The organism is Mesorhizobium sp. LSJC285A00, from assembly GCF_000503155.1.
Lineage (GTDB): Bacteria > Pseudomonadota > Alphaproteobacteria > Rhizobiales > Rhizobiaceae > Mesorhizobium.
Genome location: NZ_AYVK01000031.1, coordinates 1 through 19,726 on the forward strand (window position 1 = coordinate 1; position 19,726 = coordinate 19,726).

A 19,726-nucleotide genomic window follows, 5' to 3' on the forward strand; every position below is an offset into this window, starting at 1 on the left:
TGGCCCGCATTCGAGTAGCGCTACGCCAGCGCATTTCTAGTCCGCGAACCAGAGAGCAGCGCTCATTTCGCTTTGGGGCCTGGAAGCTCAGCGTGAAGCAGCGGCGACTGATCTGTGCGGAGCGTGGCGAGGTCAAGCTTACCGCATGTGAGTTCAATCTCTTGATCGCATTTCTGGAGAACCCCCGCAACGTGCTATCCAGAGAACGGCTTTTGCTCGCGAGCCGTGTGCGTGGAGAAGAGGTGTACGATCGAAGTATCGATGTCCTAATCATGCGCTTGCGCCGAAAGCTGGAGGCTGATGCGGCCAACCCTCGCCTGGTCAAAACATCCCGTGGCGCAGGGTACTTCTTCAACGCTGACGTGGATGTTAGCTACGGAGGCACGTTNGCTGGAGGCTGATGCGGCCAACCCTCGCCTGGTCAAAACATCCCGTGGCGCAGGGTACTTCTTCAACGCTGACGTGGATGTTAGCTACGGAGGCACGTTGGCCGCGTGACAGTGAGCTATGCTGGAGATTGGGGTGACGAGGCTGATCAAGCCTTCCAACAGTACCAGCCTGATCAATTACAGCGAGAGCTACCGGTCCGGAGATCGCATCAGCCCCTCTGTCGTCAAGAGAGCTGTTCTGCTTGACCCCAGCCATGGAGCTCAACGCCCCGCGTCGGAGCGCTCCCTGCTTCTGAAGGAAGCCATTAGGTCCGCTCGGGCTTGATCGGAGGCTTGGCTGATGGACGTCGTGGTTGCTTCGCTCAGTTGCCGCCCCATGGCGCGGCTTTGCGGATTATCAGTCCTCTGCCTCTTCGCCGGTCTCAACAGCGCTGTGTAATGTTCATTGTTTATGATGACGCCCCCGCTGTTCACGAGGTTGCTCCTGTCAAGTGTACTCGTCAGTCCGTCCTGGGCCTCACGCTTCTTGCCCAAGTGCCGTTCAAACGGCGCTGGCGCGACTTGTTGAGCTCGAGAGATGGGTCCCTGCTCTCCTGCGTGGCCATGAGCTTGTGCCGCCGTCTGCGCAGCGGCGTCCCCAATGGCACGAGCCTCCATGCCGACTGCGTCTTCCGGACGAGCAGCAAGGGCAATTTCNCAGCGGCGTCCCCAATGGCACGAGCCTCCATGCCGACTGCGTCTTCCGGACGAGCAGCAAGGGCAATTTCGCGCCCGAGTGCGAACTTCCGGACATGAGTTAGTGCACTGATGTCAGCGGTTTTCATATAGCGCTTGGCATCTTCATCCAGCGACCCCTCGTGAAGCCGATCCGCAATCCCCGGCTTTTTGTTTTCAACCAGGCATTGACTGAAACGTCTAAGAGCAGACCCATAGACCTCAACGGTACGGGGTTTCGGCCCGGTCGGCGCTGCCTCGTACGCTTTGATGAGAGCCGCTGTGTACTCTCTGATGAGCACGGCGTCGGCAGGGTGGGGATTCAGGGCAGGGCGGCCCACCACTGGCGCTCCGCCCGCCCACGTCTTGAGACGACCCAGTGACCCAGCCACGGCCGAGGGGCCGCCACCCCAGATCTCGTACTCCTTGCGATCCCGATCCAGCGACGAATCGTGAAGCCGATCCGCAATCCCCGGCTTGTTATTTTCAACGAGCCAATGACCAAAGCCGAAAAGAATATCTACATGGCGCTTGACCGTGATCTCCCCGACATTACCGGCATAGAGTGCTGACCTCAGCCCTTCGACAAGGGTCGCATCGTTGGAATAAAGAGGACCCTTGTCGGGACCGGAGACCACTTTTGGGCGATCTGGCTGCACCGCCGCCGGCACAGAACGAGCATGGTCACGCAACTCGGACGGTGCGGGGGGATTCAGATCAACCACTGACGAATCCGNATGATGGCGCGCCGTTGAGTGACCCGGCTGCAGCACCGAGGCACCCAGCATCGACCCACTGCCTCCGGCGTACGGCGCCGCGGCGTGTTCTTGTCCGCTCCCTTGCATCATGGGCTGCGCCTCCCATGGCAATGCACCCAGTTGATGGGTGGGGGCCTGCATCAGCACGCGAGCGCCTGAATTGCCGATCTCGCTCAGCTGCGGCTCAGTGGCAACGTCCTGCAGACGACTGTTCGGGGTCCTTTGCCTCTTCGCTGGTCTCAACTCCGCTGTATCATGCTCACGGTTGATGAGGACCTCCTCGCTTGGTAGCTGGTTGCTCCTGTCCTGTGCAGCGATCCGCTCGTCCGGCGCGCGCTGGTCGCCGTCGCGCCAGCTCAGGGGACGAAAGGACCCTGCGGGATCCGAGGCTTGGTGATGGGGCCCAGTTGGCACGAAAGACGATGCCAGAACAGCGTCGTCTTCATTAGCTTTCCCAGGGGGGAGATACTCTGGCCAACTGTATTCCTCCTGCGGCCCGCTGCGCTGCGCAGCGGCGTCCCCCTTGCTCTCAAGACTTTGAAATTTAAATGGGTCCCCGGGAGCAACGTCTGGCGCTGACTGGCCGAGCCGCTTGATCTGCTGGTGAAACGTCCCAACGGGGCTTTCCTTAACCGCGTCTCGGGCCTGTCGGTCCATGAGTTCAAAGTTCGTAAGATTATTTGCCGTTCCGAATGTATTGTCACCCCTGAGGCGGGTTTGTAGTGCCTGCCGATTGACGACGAGGTTGTTGAGGTTCAGGTTATCTGGCTGCGATTGCAATCGCCCAACCAGCGCCCGCGTGCCGTCCACCACGTAGACTCCGCAATCCACCACGTTGCTCTGCTGGGCGATGCGGGATACGCCCACGCGGGTCTCCAGGCTGGCGCCCAGATTTTCTGCGAGCTCTTTTGCAAGCGTGTCATTGCATCCGTTGTAGGAGTCATAATGATAGGCAACCGGCCGTTCCCGGTCGCTGCGATCAACGAACAGCAGCGACCAATGGGTGCCGCGCTCCGCAAGAGTCTTACCGCCATCGCTCACTGGCACGAACAGGAAGTCGGCTGTGTCGTTACCGTTCTGATNGCTCCGCAAGAGTCTTACCGCCATCGCTCACTGGCACGAACAGGAAGTCGGCTGTGTCGTTACCGTTCTGATGGACGATGCGCTGGAATGCGCTTAGCTTGTCGCTCTCGGAGCCCAAGCGCAGATGATAATTGGCTACGAGGGGATCCACGAACCGCGTCCGGGCGGCGAGATCTGGATTGTTCCCCTGCAACTCCTGCTCCAGGAGTTGGTAATCCCTCTGGATATGTTCGTCGCCTAGCCATTCCAATGCGCCGAGCACCCGCCCGTCTTTAGCTTTCCCAGGGGGCCTCTCTGGCCGACCCAATGCCTCCTGCGTCCCGCTGCGCTGCGCAGCGGCGTCCCCAATGGCACGAGCCTCCATGCCGACTGCGTCTTCCGGACGAGCAGCAAGGGCAATTTNCAGCGGCGTCCCCAATGGCACGAGCCTCCATGCCGACTGCGTCTTCCGGACGAGCAGCAAGGGCAATTTCGCGCCCGGGTGCGAACTTCCGGAGATGAGCTAGTGCACTGATCCTCCGGTTACCACCGGAGTTCACATAGCGCTTGGCATCTTCATCCAGCGACCCCTCGTGAAGCCGATCCGCAATCCCCGGCTTTTTGTTTTCATGCAGGTATTCACTGAAACGTATAAGAGTAGATCCATAGACCTGAATGGTACCGCGATTCGGCCCGGTCGCAGGCGCTTCTTTGTACTCTTTGATGAGAGCCGCTGTGTAATCTCTGATGAGCGCGGCGTCGGCAGGGTAGGGATTCCGGACAGGGCGGTCGACCACTGGCGCTCCGCCCGCCAACGTCTTGAGACGACCCAGTGCTCTAGCCACGATCGAGGGGCCACCCCTGCTCTCGTACTCCGAGGGGCCACCCCTGCTCTCGTACTCCTTGCGATCCTGATCCAGCGACGATTCGTCAAGCCGAGCAGCAAATCCCGGCCTGTTATTGTCAAAGAGCCAACGACCAAAGCCGAGAAGAGAATTTACATGGCGCTTGACCGTGCTCTCCTTGACCTTACCCGCGTAAGCTGACCTCAGCCCTTCGACAACGGTCGCATCGTTGGAATAGAGGGGACCCTTGTCGCGACCGGAGACCCCTATTGGAGGATCTGGCTGCACCGCCGCCGGCACAGAACGAGCATGGTCACGCAACTCGGACGGTGCGGGGGGATTCAGATCAACCACTGACGAATCCGGCGCATNCACAGAACGAGCATGGTCACGCAACTCGGACGGTGCGGGGGGATTCAGATCAACCACTGACGAATCCGGCGCATGATGATGGCGCGCCGTTGAGTGACCCGGCTGCAGCACCGAGGCACCCAGCATCGACCCACTGCCTCCGGCATACGGCGCCGCGGCGTGTTCTTGTCCGCTCCCTTGCATCATGGGCTGCGCCTCCCATGGCAATGCACCCACTTGATGGGTGGGGGCCTGCATCAGCACGCGAGCGCCNGCATCATGGGCTGCGCCTCCCATGGCAATGCACCCACTTGATGGGTGGGGGCCTGCATCAGCACGCGAGCGCCTGAATTGCCGATCTCGCTCAGCTGCGGCTCAGTGGCAACGTCCTGCAGACGACTGTTCAGGGGCCTTTGCCTCTTCGCTGGTCTCAACTCCGCTGTATCATGCTCACGGTTGATGAGGACCTCCTCGCTTGGTAGCTGGTTGCTCCTGTCCTGTGCAGCGACCCGCTCGTCCGGCGCGCGCTGGTCGCCGTCGCGCCAGATCAGGGGACGAAAGGACCCTGCGGGATCCGAGGCTTGGTGATGGGGCCCAGTTGGCACGAAAGACAATGGCAGAACAGCGTCGTCTTCATTAGCTTTCCCAGGGAGCTCGCGCCCGAGTTCGGACTTCCGGAGATGAGCTAGTGCACTGATCCCACCGGAGTTGTTATAGCGCTTGGCATCTTCATCCAGCGACCCCTCGTGAAGCCGAGCCGCAATCCCCGGCTTTTTGTTTTCAACCAGGTATTCACTGAAACGTCTAGGAGCAGATCCATAGGTCTGAATGGTAGCGGGATTCGGCCCGGTCGGCGCTGCCTTGTACTCTTTGATGGGAGCCGCTGTGTAATCTCTGATGAGCGCGGCGTCGGCAGGGTCGGGATTATTCAGGACAGCGGCGCGGTCCAGCACTGGCGCTCCGCCCGCCCACGTCTTGAGATGACCCACTGCTCTAGCCACGTCCGAGGAGCCACTCTTGCTCTCGTACTCCTTGAGATCCGGATCCAGCGACTCCTCGTGAAGCCGAGCAGCAAAGCCCGGCCTGTTATTATCAAAGAGCCAACGACCAAAGCCGAGAAGAGAATTTACATGGCGCTTGACCGTGCTCTCCAATGCTGACCTCAGCCCTTCGACAATGGTCGCATCGTTGGAATAGAGAGGACCCTTGTCGCGACCGGAGACCCCTATTGGAGGATCTGGCTGCACCGCCGGCGGCACAGAACGAGCATGGTCACGCAACTCGGACGGTGCGGGGGGATTCAGATCAACCACTGACGAATCCGGCGCATCATGATGGCGCGCCGTTGAGTGACCCGGCTGCAGCACCGAGGCACCTAGCCTCGACCCACTGTCTCCGGCGTAGGGCGCCGCGGCGTGTTCTTGTCCGCTCCCTTGCACCATGAGTTGCGCCTCCCATGGCGATGTATCCACTTGAGGGCCGGGATCATGCACTGGTTCGTCCATTTGCTTTTGCAACCGAGCCCACCTTTCGGCCACCGCGGCCTCGCCAACCGCGGAGGGCGTCTCCTCAGCCCTGGCGAACGCTGGCCCGGCAGGCGCCGCCGGCACAGAACGAGCATGGTCACGCAACTCGAACGGTGAGNTCAGCCCTGGCGAACGCTGGCCCGGCAGGCGCCGCCGGCACAGAACGAGCATGGTCACGCAACTCGAACGGTGAGGGGGGATTCAGATCAACCACTGACGAATCCGGCGCATCATGATGGCGCGCCCTTGAGTGACCCGGCTGCAGCACCGAGGCACCCAGCATCGACCCACTGCCTCCGGTATGCGGTGCCAGGTGCTCGTCCCCCAGCATCATGGGCTGCGCCTCCCATGGCAATGCACCCACTTGATGGGTGGGGGCCTGCATCAGCACGCGAGCGCCTGAATTGCCGATCTCGCTCAGCTGCTTAGCTTTCCCAGGGAGCTTCTCTGGCCGACCCAATGCCTTCTGCGGCCCGCTGTGCTGCGCAGCGGCGTCCCCAATGGCACGAGCCTCCATGCCGACTGCGTCTTCCGGACGAGCAGCAAGGGNCAGCGGCGTCCCCAATGGCACGAGCCTCCATGCCGACTGCGTCTTCCGGACGAGCAGCAAGGGCAATTTCGCGCCCGAGTGCGGCGTACGGCGGGAACTTCCGGAGATGAGCTAGTGCACTGATCCACCGGTTACCACTGGAGTCCAAATAACGCCTGGCATCTTCATCCAGCGACCCCTCGTAAAGCCGAGCCGCAATCCCCGGCCTGTTGTTTTCATGCAGGTATTGACTGAAACGTCTAAGAGTAGCCGCATAGTCCTGAGTGGTTTTGGGATTCGGCCCGGTCGCAGGCTCTGCCTCGTACTTTTTGATGAGAGCCGCTTTGTAATCTCTGATGAGCTCGGCGTCGACAGGGTCGGGATTCAGGGCAGCGCGGCCCACCATTGGCGCTCCGCCCGCCGACTCTTTGAGACGACCCAGTGCTCTAGCCACGTTCGAGGAGCCACTCTCGCGCTGGTACTCCTTGAGATCCTGATCCAGCAACGGATCGTCAAGCCGAGCAGCAAATCCCGGCTTGTTATTATCAAAGAGCCAACGACCAAAGCCGAGAAGAGAGTTTACATGGTCCGTGACCGTGCGCTCCCCGATCTTACCGGCATAGAGTGCTGACCGCAGCCCTTCGACAACGGTCGCATCGTTGGAATAAAGAGGACGCTTGTCGCGACCGGAGACCACTACTGGAGGATCTGGCTGCACCGCCGCCGGCATAGAACGAGCATGGTCACGCAACTCGAACGGTGCGGGGGGATTCAGATCAACCACTGACGAATCCGGCGCATGATGATGGCGTGTTTCCCCGGGAACAACGTCCCGTACGAACACCGAGTCTGGGTTGCCTTGGTCCGGCGCGACTGGAGCCAGGGCTCTGTCGTGTAACGCTCGCGCTGACTGGCCGAGCCGCTTGATCCGCTGGTGAAACGTCCCAACGGGGCTTTCCTTAACCGCGTCTCGCGCCTGTCGGTCCATGAGTTCAAAGTTCGTGAGATAATTTGCCGTTCCAGATGTATCGTCACCCATGAGTCGGGTTTGTAGTGCCTGCCGATTGACGACGAGGTTGTTGAGGTTCAGGTCTGGCAGGTCTGCCAGGTCTGGCTGCCATCTTTGCAATCGCCCAACCAGCGCCCGCGTGCCGTCCACCACGTAGACTCCGCAATCCCACTCGTTGCTCTGCTGGGCGATGCGGGGTAAGTCCACGCGGGTCTCCAGGCTGGCGCCCAGCCTTTCTGCGAGGTGTTTTGCAAGCTTGTCATGCCATCCGCTGACGGAGTCATAATGATAGGCAACCGGCCGTTCCCGGTCGCTGCGATCAACGAACAGCAGCGACCAATGTTTGCCGCGCTCCGCAAGAGTCTTACCGCCATCGCTCACTGGCACGAACAGGAAGTCGGCTGTGTCGTTACCGTTCTGATTATGGACGATGCGCTGGAATGCGCTTAGCTTGTCGCTCTCGGAGCCCAAGCGCAGATGATAATTGGCTACGAGGGGATCCACGAACCGCGTCCGGGCGGCGAGTTCTGGATTGTTCCCCTGCAACTCCTGCTCCAGGAGCTGGTAATCCCTGTGGATATGTTCGTCGCCTAGCAATTGCAATGCGCCGAGCACCCGCCCGCTGGGGTCGCCGAAAACACCAAAAAACCCTTCGACCGCGGGGGACATCCCCTCAGGAAAGAGCTCTGGCGAGGCGGAATTCCCCGCCCGCAAGCTGGGCGGAGCGAATTCCGGTGGCCTCAGTGGCACCTCCTCGCTTGGTAGCAGGTTGCTCCTGTCCTGTGCAGCGATCCGCTCGTCCGGCGCGCGCTGGTCGCCGTCGCGCCAGATCAGGGGACGAAAGGACTCTGCGGGATCCGAGGCTTGGTGATGGTGCCCAGTTGGTACGAAAGACGATGGCAGAACAGCGGCGTCTTCATTAGCTTCCCCAGGGAGCTTCTCTGGCCGACCCAATGCCTTCTGCGGCCCGCGGTGCTGCGCAGCGGCGTCCCCAATGGCACGAGCCTCCATGCCGACTGCGTCTTCCGGACGAGCAGCAAGGGCAATTTCGCGCCCGNCCCAATGGCACGAGCCTCCATGCCGACTGCGTCTTCCGGACGAGCAGCAAGGGCAATTTCGCGCCCGAGTGCGGCGGACGGCAGGAACTTCCGGAGTTGAGCTAGTGCAATGATCCTCCGGTCACCACTGGAGTCCTTATAGCGCTTGGCATCTTCATCCAGCGACTCCTCGTGAAGCCGAGCCGCAATCCCCGGCTTGTTGTTTTCAACCAGGTATTCACTGAAACGTCTAAGAGTAGCTCCATAGTCGTGAATGGTTTGGCGATTCGGCCCGGTCGCAGGCGCTCCCTTGTACTCTTTGATGAGAGCCGCTTTGTACTCTTTGATGAGCACGGCGTCGGCAGGGTCGGGATTCAGGACAGCGCGGCCCACCATTGGCACTCCGCCCGCCGACTCTCTGAGACGACGCATTGCCACAGCCACAGTCGAGGAGCCACCACTGCTCTCGTACTCCTTGAGATCTTCATCCAGCGACTCCTCGTGAAGCCGAGCAGCAAATCCCGGCTTGTTATTTTTAAAGAGCCAACGACCAAAGCCGTAAAGAGAATTTACATGGCGCTTGACCGTTTCCTCCTTGGCCTTACCCGCGTAGAGTGACCTCAGCCCTTCGACAACGGTCGCATCGTTGGAATAAAGAGGACGCTTGCAGCCGCGACCGTCGGAGACCACTACTGGAGGATCTGGCTGCACCGCCGCCGGCACGGGGGAACGAGCATGGTCACGCAACTCGAACGGTGCGGAAGGATTCAGATCACCCACTGACGAATCCGGCGCATGATGATGGCGCGCCGTTGAGTGACCCGGCTGCAGCACCGAGGCACCTAGCATCGACCCACTGCCTCCGGCGTACGGCGCCGCGGCGTGTTCTTGTCCGCTCCCTTGCATCATGGGCTGCGCNAGCATCGACCCACTGCCTCCGGCGTACGGCGCCGCGGCGTGTTCTTGTCCGCTCCCTTGCATCATGGGCTGCGCTTCCCATGGGGCCGCGCCTTCGATGAGGCTCAGGTCTCCCTGAGACGGATGAGGATGGAACGGGTCTGGCAGAGCCGGAACGCCGGGGGCGGGAATTTGGGCAGCGGCTTGGCGCGCCTCGCCCGAGCGCTGCTCAAAGCCCTCTTGCCCGGCCTGTGCCGCTTGCTCTTGAGATGCCGGGGGCTGCACCTGCCGCCAACCTGTTACATTGGATAGGTCAAATTTGTGCCGGTTCACGCTAGCCTCACGTCCACAGATCAGCTGAGCAACCTACTCGGGCATACTTACGAGAAGCTGACGAGGTCCGCGGTCCCGGAGCGGGTAGGCCTAATTTTCTGCGCGCCGATTGCGCTGGCGCGACGTAGCCCGGCCTTTTGCCAGCTCGGCAGCTACGGCTCGCAAAGAGCGTCGTAAGGCTTGCGGAGCCGCCCCTCAGCTCCCGTCGAGGAGCAATCCACAATTCACATATTTGGAGATGGCTCGCTGGTTTACCGGTCTGCGAGCCCCTGCAAGCCCATGCTTCAGATGCCGCCCGTGCAGAGGTATTTCATTTCGAGGTAGTCCTCGAGGCAATGGCGGGAACCCTCCCGCCCGATGCCGGACTGCTTCACTCGGCCGAAAGGCGCGGCTTCGGACGACATGCGTCCCGTGTTCATACCACTATGCCATATTCCAAGGCCTCGGCCACACGCAAAACACGCTTCCGTTTGAGGCACAAATGTGGGGGAAGGCCTTAGATCGTGTCGTTGGCCTCATGCACGACCTATCCGCATCGAAGCAATCACAGGCGCCAGCCGCCCGAATGTCTCTTTCTTGCGCGATGGTCATCTCGCTGGAGACAGGACCGATAGTTCGACGTGCCATTCGCGCGATGCGTTTGCCCCCGCATCGAATTCTGCGGCCTTTCGCGACGGTATTGGCGATATGGGATTCGATTTTGGCCAGAGCCTGCCTGTCGATCAGCGCACCGATCGCCACTCCGGAGCAAAGCCCTCGCCAACGATAAGTGGCGGACTTTCTCCACGAACTCTCGACAAACACCTTCGTGAACGCCTGACTGGACGGGGGTAGCCATGCCGAACAGGTCGCATAACCACGCCATCGTTCGGCGACTGCAGCCGCGAAGCGTCTCGAACACATCGGCTCGATGCGGTTGCGTCCAGAATGCATCAGCGAGCGGCGGGAGTCTTCGCTATATTCGCCCCCGACATCCCGAGGTCCACCAGCTTGCCTGCCAAAAGGGGTGTTGCATGAAAAGACCCGCTTTCGTCGCCGTCAGCCGCGTGCCCAGGAGGACGACAGCCTCCATAGCAAGAATGCGAGATGATCATCGTATTCAGCGGCAGCGTGCCGGCCAAATTGGGTTTTCGGCAAGCCAAATAGGGCGATGCAGAAGGATGGTGAGGATTTCGCGTCCGCCACTGCGATGCATAGAGCCACCCTTCGGAACCGACCAGCGCAACAAAGCTCGTTATGCGGCGCGTAGGTTCGTAGACGCTTATCCAGTATCGAGATAACAACGCCGCTGCGCAGGAACGAACTCTGAGAGCGCACCCTGCGAGAGGTTGCGCTTGCTGACGCGCTGTGGAAGAAGCAGGGGCTCGCGCCGAAGCGCATGATCACCGACTAGCTTCGCTCGTATGGAGCGGCAAAGCGACAGATGATGCCGGACGTCGAGCACCGGTCGCACAAGGGGTTGAACAACAGAGCGGAGAATTCCCAGCGCCGCGAAAACGGGAGCGGATGATGCAGGGGTCCGATCGCCGGGAGGCCTGCAACGCTTCGTCTCGACCTTGTCAGCCGTCCGCAACCTCTTCGTCCCCCGCCCCAAACGTTCTGCACTCGCCATACATGTTCATCGCTTGCAAGCCATCGCCGAATGGAAGGCCGTGACTGGAACGCCCGCACGATTCAGCAGCAGCAGCCCTCGGCCGGCCAATTTCAGACAACGTGACAAGCCCGACCAACAAGCCTGTGTCGTCAAATCGCCAAACCGACGCAAATTGTCGGACAGGGGAGGCCGCTGAGCCTCATCCGCTTCGATGAGAGCGGCGTCGGCGGGTTCTGTCGCAAACTTTTCGGAAAGCTCATTTGCCGCAAAAAATCGCTTGCGGCATCGCGACGAGCACTGAAGTCGATCAGCATCCGCAAGAGCCAGTATGTCAGCAACCGGGCTCGAACACATCTCAACCGGTGAAAAGGTTCTCGAAGTCCGCGAGGCCCCCGCGGCGGTCATCATCATGTACGCGCTGCGGCACCTCGAAACCGCTTCCCTTGGCGTCGGATCAATCGTGTGAATCAAGGGCTTGAGCAAGCCTGGTCCCAGGAGGCGGTTTCAGGTGCATGGGGCAGTACTATTCACAAGAGGGTGCGAACGGGGCATAGCGTGCGCGCTCGAAGGCGTCAGCGGGAGCGTCAGCTACATAGTCGATAAGACGCGCTTTTTACCTCGGTCTCGGCTCGCAACGATGGATTGCTAACGGCGAACTCATGCTGGTCGGCAAGGCGATACTGGCTGGAGCATCAACTCGGCCGACGAGAGTGGCCACACCATCCTAGACAGGATCGGCCGATATTCCCGCATCGCCGCTCTGCAAAAAGCACAGCGGGCATCCAGACGTTGCCGGGTTGACTATGGGTGTCCGAACCGCGAAAAGAGGCCGCTCTTTATGAGTGGCGTGCGCTGGCAGTCTAACCCCAAGCCCCCCGCCCGGGCTGCCGGCGCGCTTCTAGGAACATCGAGGTAGATGACGAGACTCCGAACTACATTTCCAAAGCTATCGGTGGATTCACATTTCAAGCCAAATCGATTTCCTACAGCCAGGCGCGAACGTTCGATTGGAACGTTCAGAATTCACATCAAGGTGCACCGCTATTGCGTCCCGAACAGGTTCGGCTGCTCGATGACGACTACGAGATTGTTCTCNCGTTCAGAATTCACATCAAGGTGCACCGCTATTGCGTCCCGAACAGGTTCGGCTGCTCGATGACGACTACGAGATTGTTCTTATCAAAGGTCTGCCACCATTAAAATTGAGGAAGGTGCGATATTTTTCGGATCGCATTCTGAAACGCATCTTTGAAAGCCAGACAGGCGCCCTCCCGGAGCCGGCGCCCTTGACGGGAGCAGAGGAGGCGCTCTCCGCAGAATCTCAACTCGATGACCCGCTGTGTGAATTGGCGCAGGACTTTGACGATACAGTTTGATGTGAGGCTAGTATGAACCGGCGAAATAGTAATCCATCCCGTTTAACAGCTTTGTCGCAGGTGCAGGACGCCGGCTTGGAAGACGGGCAAGCGGTCCAGGCCCGGCGAGTGGGCTTTGAGCAGCACGTGTCCGAGGCGCTCCGGCCACTGTTCGATGGTCGAGCTGACGAGCCGCCTACCGGTCCAGAGGAGCTTCTGCGACTGGAAAAAGGGTTTCGCGAGGTGCTTCAGCGAGGGCAGGATCATCAAGCCGCCTCGTCTTTTTTCAGCGATCCAAGGATGCCCGCTGGACGGGATGACCCCAAGGGAAGCGTGTCGGACGCTTTCGCAGCAGCCGGCTCTAGGCACGCCGGAGTTGAGGCCGCCGCCCCGCCAGTGTTAGCTGCCAGCCAACAGCAGATCCGGCCCTCGCCAGTTGCGTTTGACCGGCCGGTATCATCCTCGGCTGCTGCAGGCGTGCGCTTGTATGCCCCTTCGATGATCTCTCGGAAGACCAGTTCCGAAAACTGCGATCAGTTGCCCGCCTTGTGCTGCCGCCTCGCCGTCGAGGTCGAAACGCCCGCGAATCAATGGAAGGTCAGCGGGCCATGGGGGCAGAGTGCAACGGCGTCTACACCGCCTATTTGAGGGGAGAGGTACACTTGGCTTTCCTGTTCCAGCAGCATCCGGCCGCACACCGACGCGATGGGGAGCTAGAATTCAAATCGGACCTTCGCAAGGCACGCACCGCGGATCAAACGCCGTTCGTTTGGGAAAAATGGCTCAGTACCGACAAAGCTTCTGTAATGGCCCTAGTGGCCTCGGTCGCGCTCTTGGTCGCGATACAGTGGCAAGACCCCCAGATCAACGAGGCGGTCCTAAGCGAACTGCGGACGATTCAGATCAACTACGCATTGCTCCAGCGAGACGTCGCCCGCGCCGACATGGCATTGGACTTCCGTTCCGTTGCTTCTACCGGGCAAGCATTAAAAAGGAACCTTCAAAACTACCAACGCCTTGTTGAGATTTCGCCCAATGAGAGCTCCGGGGTGCACTCCAGGTTGGTTGCACAGCTCAAAAATTCCCTCGAAAACACAGAAGCTGCCATCTCGGCCTCGGCCGCGCAAAATGAGCTTCTGCAAAGCTCTCTCGTACGCTTTGCTCGCTCGGCTAATCGCCTTCGGGGGGGATTGTCGAACAGGCCTGAATTTTCCAATCTGATCCTTCAATTTTCGGCCAGACCGGGATTCAGCCTCGCATTACAAATCGATCAGTCTCTCCGCCGACTTCCTCCTAGCCAGGACCAAGTCACGGAGGATGTTGCCCGCGAGGGCCGCGCTATCCTGTCCTCAATGTTGAGGTTGGACCGCGCTGTCAATCGGATCCCATCCTTCGACACGTTCGCCAAGGCTGCCGAATTGGAGCGAGAACATCTGAAAGCCTACAGCTTCGCCAGCGCGCAAGCGCAGCGTACACGACTTTTCTTTGGCTTGGTGTCCATATGCCTCTGCTTGTTTGCGACCATTCGAGCCTCCACGCTGCATGTGCGGACGAACCGGTTGGAAAGGCGGTTAGAGCTTGAAGCGGCAATGAGTGAGATCGAAGCTTGCTTCATCGACAGTCAAGCAACGAAGGCTTCGCGGCGCTTCTCCACCGAAGCAGCGCTTAGACTCATTCAATGCGTTTTCGATGCGGATCAATGCGCGCTTGCTCTGGTGGATCCGAGTATCAGCAGGAATACCGAGTACTTTGTCGCGAACAAGCGCATGCGCGTCTGGAACGCCACGCTAATCCATGAAGTCGTCTCACTTGTACACCCGGAACAGCCAGTGTTTCGCGTCGTTCCGGCGTCGGAAGTCGTTCGGACTGCCGTAGGCACTACCGGTGTTTGTCAAATTGTTGGGTGCAGGGCCTCCGATCAGCAGGCTGCGGTTTGTATCCTTGTTTTTGAAGGAGATCGCTCACCACCCTCCACAGACGACCTCCTGGTTCTGGCGAGCGCTACTGTGCGTTTAGGCAACCATCTTGAAATGCAACGTGTACACACGGAACGTAACCTTTTTGAGAGTCGATGGGAGCATGCGGAAAGGCTGACGGCTGTCGGCACAATCGCAAGCGGCGTTACACATGAATTCAATAATGTTCTAGGAGCAATAGTCGGCTACGCAGAGATGGCTAAAGGTCTTGTGCGCCGCCCCTCGAGAATTCGGGGCCACATCGGCCAAATTATCTTGGCCAGCAACCGAGCCAAGCTGATTATTGATCAAATTTTGTCACTAAGCCGAACCCGGAAGCGCGTGACGATGCCTTTCGACGTCTCGGAGAGTGTAATGGATCTCGCGCCATTGCTGCGGGTTACACTTCGTGCGGATGTTCAGTTGAACTTCAAGATCAACGAGTGGCAAACGGTGATCGAGGGCAGCCCGACCGAGATACAGCAAATCCTTATGAATCTATGCAAGAACGCGTCGGAGGCTCTCTTGAATGAGGGCCGTGTCGAGATTAGCGTTTCTCGCGCTCACGTCTGTCAAACGAAGCCCGTGGCTAAGGGCACCTTGAAACCGGGAGATTACGTTCTCCTCTCCATCAGCGACGATGGCCAAGGAATCGCAAGTTCGGTGCTTCCGCACATCTTTGAGCCCTTTTTTACCACGCGCTCTCGCGTCGGCGGGACCGGACTGGGTCTTGCTGCGGTGGACCGCCATGTGAGCGCGCTCGCAGGATGCCTTGACGTCACCTCGGCTGTTGGCCGAGGTACACGCTTCGATCTCTACTTACCGGCCTGCGCTGAGGAGCAGGTCAGAGCTGATAGCGCTTCCGGTCCATACGATGGATCACTTGGCAATGGAGAAATCATTGCAGTCGTGGAGTCCGATCCAGCAGCGTTGGAGATCTACAACGATAAGATCGCCGCGCTAGGTTATAAGCCTGTCGGCTTCGCGACCTTCGAAAGTCTTTGCGACTGGATCGAGAGCGGGAAGGCAGCCGACCTCCTAATTTTCGATCAAGCGACTTTCCTCGGGCCAGGACAGCCCGAAGCCGTACGTACCACCCTGATGACGGTGCCCATCATCGTCGTTGGTGGAAGCGACCCCATGCCGATCACATCTGGTAATCAGACCTTCGTCCTTTGGCTAGCCAAACCGGTCTCGTCCAGGACGATGGAGCATGCAATTCGTCGGATGATAATGGCGTGATGCCGCCGACGCGCTCAGGCTGCCGAGCTACCGAGGCAATCGGAGGCGGAGCCGGCTGGGATCCAGCAAATACAAGAGCGTCGGACGATCTCTGTGCACCCGGCTCATGGCGAGTTCCCCTCGAACACTGTCGTCGGCTTCCGCCCAAGGAAGGGCTCCCCGACCACAGCAAACCTGCCGCCGTGCTCGTGACCGTCAAGGACAAGTCGCCGCGCGATGGGGTCTGCGGGCCTCCATCCTTGACAAGTCACTGCGCGCTGGCGGCGACAGGCGACGGGTGATATAGGGTCGGGACGAGGAGATGGTCGCCAATCGGTCATGCCAGATGGTTGACGAAAAGCAAAGCTTGACAATCATCGCCCCATTCACGCCAAACTTCTCCTGTGCGCTCATCACTCGGCTACGGCTCCTCGCCTGCCCCGACAACGCTATCGCCGCCCGGCCGGGCAAGCGATGTCCCAGGTTCCGACGTGTTCCTTTCATGCTTGATGGACCTAGGCCCCGGCAGGGCGGGAGCATGAGGCTGGGTTCTCGGTCGCGGATCTGTGAGGCAAGCACGGGGTAAGCGAAGGCTCGACCCACCATTGGGGAGGCCGGCTTCGGCACGGAGGTGCGGCCTCGGCGTTGAGAGGCATCGGATCGGGTGTAGCAGGACTTTCGAACTAACTGCCGACAACACACTGGATAGGCTGTTCTCGTCGTTCGGTCCAGTTCACCAACGCCTGTGTCGACATTTTACGGCGCTTCACTACTCAGCGCCGCGCCCGTGAGCGCCAGCGAGTGGTCGTCGGCGGGCTCGATGGCGCTATCAGGTCGGGGACTCGACCTCTATGATCATCACCGACTTAATTCAAATTTGTCTGTATATATTGACGATTGCACCACCTTCACCTCGTAAACGGCAATGCGGGCGGATGGAGAGGGTTCTATGATATGACAAGCGATTTTTCCGCCGCCCGAGGGCATTTAGATCGAGCGTATGACTACCTTTGTGGGGATGACCCGATGAGTCAAAGGGGCCGAGAAGCCTTGGATCTGCTAATTGAGGCGGTTGCCGTCGAAGAGTTCAAGCAGCCACGCCAAAGCGCGGAGGTGCTAAGGTTTCCGATCGGGCGCCGCTGCTGAGGTAATCTCCACGGCCGCCATGTTGCTTCCGGGATCACCTCGCCGATCGCCGCGACCAGGCCGGCATGGTCGTCGGACACGGCCAGTTCGACGCCCNCCCTTGAGACCGCGTCGTTTCAAGCCGACGAGGAAGTCCTTCCAGGCCGAGCGGCTCTCGCGATTGGCCATCTCCACGGCCAGGATCTGGCGCCTTCCGTCCCAGTCGATGCCGACCGCGATCAGCACCGCCTGGCTCATCACGATGCCGGCTTCGCGCACTTTCTCGTAGCGGGCATCGAGAATGAGGTAGGGGAATGGCTCCTGAAGCGGTCGTTCGGCAAACGCCTTCAGGCTCTCGTCCAAGCGCTTGTTGATGGCCGAGATCGACGAAGCCGAGAACGCATGACCGCACAGCTCTTCCGTGATCGCCTTGACCTTGCGGGTCGACACGCCCTGCACATACATCTCCGCAAGCGTCGCAACCAAGGCCCGCTCCGAACGCTGGTAGCGCTCGAACAGCTCGGTGGAGAAGTGACCCGCCCGGTCCTGTGGAACCCGCAGCTCAAGCTTGCCCACCCGGGTGACCAGGGTGCGGCCGTAGTAACCCGAGCGATACCCAAGGCGCTCAGGCGTGCGTTCGCCCTTCGAAGCACCCAGCGCCTCCTCCATCTCGGCCTCGAGAACCTCCTGCATTACCGCACGGATCACTTCGTGCANTCCGGGTTCGAAAGCAGAATGTCTTTGACGGCAGCGCTGGTCGATTTACCTTCTGTCTTGGTCATGGTGGCGTTCCTTCCAGGGAATCGGTGACGTTGAACATCACCAGCCTGCCATGACCGCCCTCTCTCAGCGAATTTGCAGAACTCTCAGCACACTACCGAGTTGCCGAGCCGCAACCGCCTTACATGCCACTGAAAGCGCCAGCCCGATGCTGACTCGCGCCATGTGAATTAAGAAGGGAGATCGAGCCGGCTTCGAGTGAGCCCAGGCTAAGATCTAAGCTCATCCACGTGCATGATCAGCTTACGACGGGCAGTCACGGCGTGGATGTGCCCGCGGTCAGGAGGCGTATCCAAGTAAACCCGCTGGGTAGATTGCAGTTCGGGATCCGAGGCACGCCCGCTGCCCGTAGCGATTTGAGGACAGCATTGTACACGATCCAACGCAATGACCGGCCGTCCGGCCTCTCGTGCAATTTAAATTGAAACGTCTGTCTTGCCGCTGCAGGTCGGCCCGTAAATCAAATGGATTAGCATGTGTTTACCGCTTAGAAGCCCTTGTTTTCGAACTAACTGCCGACAACAAACTGGATAGGCTGTTCTCGTGGTTCGGTCCAGTTCACCAACGCCTATGTCGACATTTTAGGGCGCTTCACTACTAACGGGCACCGCACGATGGCAGCTCGTTCTCTCCGGCAAAAGATACTCCCTGTGTTAGCTTCCATGTTGTGTGCTTGCCCTCACCTGCGGGATACGGAAGGCCATCCCTAAAAGCATCGAATGCGGCAGCGACAGCGCGAATCCCAAAGCGATGCTCCCGCCGTACGCGGACAAAACCGTTTTCGAAGTCCACTATTCCGTCCTTGGCCAGCATCGCCAAACGCTCATCTGAACCGCGAAGACGGATCAAATCAGATCCGTGGGCGACACAGATTGCCGGCACGTCAGCCTCGAAATCGCACATTAATCGCTCGATGATTGCGGCTCGCAGGCGGTCGTCGTCTGTGAGGCGATGGCCCTTCGATGTCGCCAGTCGGCCAGCTGCGATGTGCCGGATGTAGAAATCCCGTGTAACTTCGTTTTGAACGTACCCCTGGCCAAAGCGGCCGATAGCCGACGCGCCGAAACCGATCAGGGTTCTGCAGGTATCGGCAGAGTAGCCCAACGAGTTACGTCGCAGGCGACCTGTTTCCTGTGCCAGCGCGAGCTCGTCGTGCGGCAAGGCGAAATGGTCGAGCCCGANGTTACGTCGCAGGCGACCTGTTTCCTGTGCCAGCGCGAGCTCGTCGTGCGGCAAGGCGAAATGGTCGAGCCCGATCTCTCGGTAGCCGGCGGCAACCAGCGTCACGGCGGCAGCCGCATGCTGTTCAGCGCGGGCAGCGCTGTGGGGAAGAAATTCCGCCTCGATGAGGCGCTGGTTCTTTATTTGGGATGGGATATGCGAGTAGCCGAACAAGGCAAGCCGGTCGGGGCGCATGGCGACCGCCGCCCTCGCCGTCTCGACGCACGACTCCACCGTTTGACGCGGCAGGCCGTAGATGAGGTCGAAGTTGATCCGGTTTACTCCATGCCGGCGCAGCATTTCCACGGCAGCCGACGTCTGGGCCTCGCTCTGGATTCGGTTGATCGCTTTTTGAACAATGGGATCGAAGCTCTGTACGCCCAGGCTCGCGCGGTTCACGCCGGCCGCTCCCAAGCCTTCCGCCATCTCGGGCGTGAGCGTGCGTGGATCGATCTCGATGGCGACCGTAGCTGTTTTCGAGATGGCGAAGCGGCATCGCAGGAACTCCATCAGAGCGAGGAACTCGGCTGGTCCGATGAGAGACGGCGTTCCGCCGCCGAAATGTATGTCGCTCACGGGCAGCGTCTTCGGCACTCGCTCGCAAACCAGACGGATCTCGTCACGCAGCGCCGCCAGATAGTTGAGGATAGGCGCATCAGGGCGGGTGATGGTGGTTGGGAAGCCGCAATACCAGCAGGCTGATCGGCAGAACGGAACGTGCAGATAGAGTGACACCGGATCCTCAGCCGGCAGGTTCCTGAGCCATGCCTCATAAGCCTCGGCGCCGACCGCCCCGGAGAACTCCGACACAGCCGGATAGATAGTGTACCAAGGCAGCCGGGCCTCTCGAAATTTCGTGGTCTGCAAAGGCACAATCCCATACTGATAACAACCAACCCTACCCACCGCGCCCGCCTGGGTCCTTGCGCTATGTCAGTCCGTTCCGTTTGGGCTCGAATCTAGATCTTTTTTAGCAATGGGCCGCAGGCGCCGCTGCCCATCACTTCGCGCTACGGCACCCTGAA

9 protein-coding genes and 3 pseudogenes are annotated in these 19,726 nt (G+C 59.9%); 5 read left to right on the forward strand and 7 right to left on the reverse strand.

Annotation, left to right across the window (positions count from 1 at the left end; all coding sequences use genetic code 11):
- Positions 1-401, forward strand: a 401-nt coding sequence (locus X726_RS146385; RefSeq protein WP_023671812.1) for a winged helix-turn-helix domain-containing protein, incomplete at its 5' end; no start/stop codon positions are given.
- 488 nt (positions 402-889) lie between these two features.
- Here X726_RS146385 and X726_RS1000000171850 read toward each other — a convergent pair.
- The 3 genes from X726_RS1000000171850 to X726_RS1000000171860 all read right to left on the reverse strand — a co-directional run bounded on the left by X726_RS1000000171850 (position 890) and on the right by X726_RS1000000171860 (position 9,869).
- Positions 890-2,968 carry a Ulp1 family isopeptidase gene (locus tag X726_RS1000000171850; RefSeq protein ID WP_023671814.1) on the reverse strand — a complete coding sequence of 693 codons (2,079 nt, stop codon included), beginning with the start codon at positions 2,966-2,968 and terminating at the stop codon, positions 890-892.
- A 3,102-nt stretch (positions 2,969-6,070) separates the two neighbouring features.
- Positions 6,071-7,852, reverse strand: coding sequence for a Ulp1 family isopeptidase (locus X726_RS1000000172440; RefSeq protein ID WP_023671818.1), 1,782 nt, complete (start codon positions 7,850-7,852; stop codon positions 6,071-6,073).
- Positions 7,853-9,734: 1,882 nt separating this feature from the next.
- The gene (locus X726_RS1000000171860; RefSeq protein ID WP_023671820.1) at positions 9,735-9,869 is read right to left on the reverse strand and encodes an aldehyde dehydrogenase family protein; all 135 of its coding nucleotides are present in this window, start codon (positions 9,867-9,869) and stop codon (positions 9,735-9,737) included.
- Between the two features lie 926 nt (positions 9,870-10,795).
- On the opposite strand from X726_RS1000000171860, the pseudogene X726_RS1000000169450 reads away from it, so the two are divergent.
- Together X726_RS1000000169450 and X726_RS1000000171235 are read left to right on the forward strand one after the other, a co-directional pair.
- A pseudogene (locus tag X726_RS1000000169450) lies at positions 10,796-11,120 on the forward strand (DDE-type integrase/transposase/recombinase); the annotation flags it as partial.
- A gap of 839 nt (positions 11,121-11,959) precedes the next feature.
- Positions 11,960-12,420: pseudogene (locus X726_RS1000000171235) on the forward strand (type IV secretory system conjugative DNA transfer family protein); the annotation flags it as partial.
- Positions 12,421-12,462: 42 nt separating this feature from the next.
- On the opposite strand, the gene X726_RS1000000170660 reads toward X726_RS1000000171235, so the two are convergent.
- A complete protein-coding gene (locus X726_RS1000000170660; protein WP_023671823.1) occupies positions 12,463-12,666 on the reverse strand; it encodes a hypothetical protein in 204 nt (67 codons plus the stop codon).
- A gap of 395 nt (positions 12,667-13,061) precedes the next feature.
- Here X726_RS1000000170660 and X726_RS146345 point away from each other — a divergent pair, with 395 nt between their 5' ends.
- Together X726_RS146345 and X726_RS1000000171865 are read left to right on the forward strand one after the other, a co-directional pair.
- On the forward strand, positions 13,062-15,596 hold the full coding sequence (locus tag X726_RS146345) for a two-component system VirA-like sensor kinase (RefSeq protein ID WP_031215239.1): 2,535 nt from the start codon (positions 13,062-13,064) through the stop codon (positions 15,594-15,596).
- A gap of 933 nt (positions 15,597-16,529) precedes the next feature.
- Positions 16,530-16,721 carry a hypothetical protein gene (locus X726_RS1000000171865; protein WP_023679698.1) on the forward strand — a complete coding sequence of 64 codons (192 nt, stop codon included), beginning with the start codon at positions 16,530-16,532 and terminating at the stop codon, positions 16,719-16,721.
- Between the two features lie 14 nt (positions 16,722-16,735).
- On the opposite strand, the pseudogene X726_RS01000000167270 reads toward X726_RS1000000171865, so the two are convergent.
- From X726_RS01000000167270 to X726_RS146340, 3 genes and pseudogenes are all read right to left on the reverse strand, one after another.
- Positions 16,736-17,482, reverse strand: a pseudogene (locus X726_RS01000000167270) (IS256 family transposase); the annotation flags it as partial.
- Positions 17,483-17,689: 207 nt separating this feature from the next.
- Positions 17,690-17,896 carry an isopentenyl transferase family protein gene (locus tag X726_RS1000000169470; protein ID WP_280790571.1) on the reverse strand — a complete coding sequence of 69 codons (207 nt, stop codon included), beginning with the start codon at positions 17,894-17,896 and terminating at the stop codon, positions 17,690-17,692.
- A 181-nt stretch (positions 17,897-18,077) separates the two neighbouring features.
- On the reverse strand, positions 18,078-19,568 hold the full coding sequence (locus X726_RS146340) for a radical SAM protein (protein ID WP_023671825.1): 1,491 nt from the start codon (positions 19,566-19,568) through the stop codon (positions 18,078-18,080).
- Positions 19,569-19,726: the final 158 nt, after the last annotated feature.

Excerpts from the sequence above, each read along its gene's own strand:
- X726_RS1000000171860 (WP_023671820.1), bottom strand. The coding sequence starts at position 9,869 with ATGAACACGGGACGCATGTCGTCCGAAGCCGCGCCTTTCGGCCGAGTG.
- X726_RS1000000170660 (WP_023671823.1), bottom strand. The coding sequence starts at position 12,666 with ATGATCCTGCCCTCGCTGAAGCACCTCGCGAAACCCTTTTTCCAGTCG.
- X726_RS1000000171865 (WP_023679698.1), top strand. The coding sequence starts at position 16,530 with ATGACAAGCGATTTTTCCGCCGCCCGAGGGCATTTAGATCGAGCGTAT.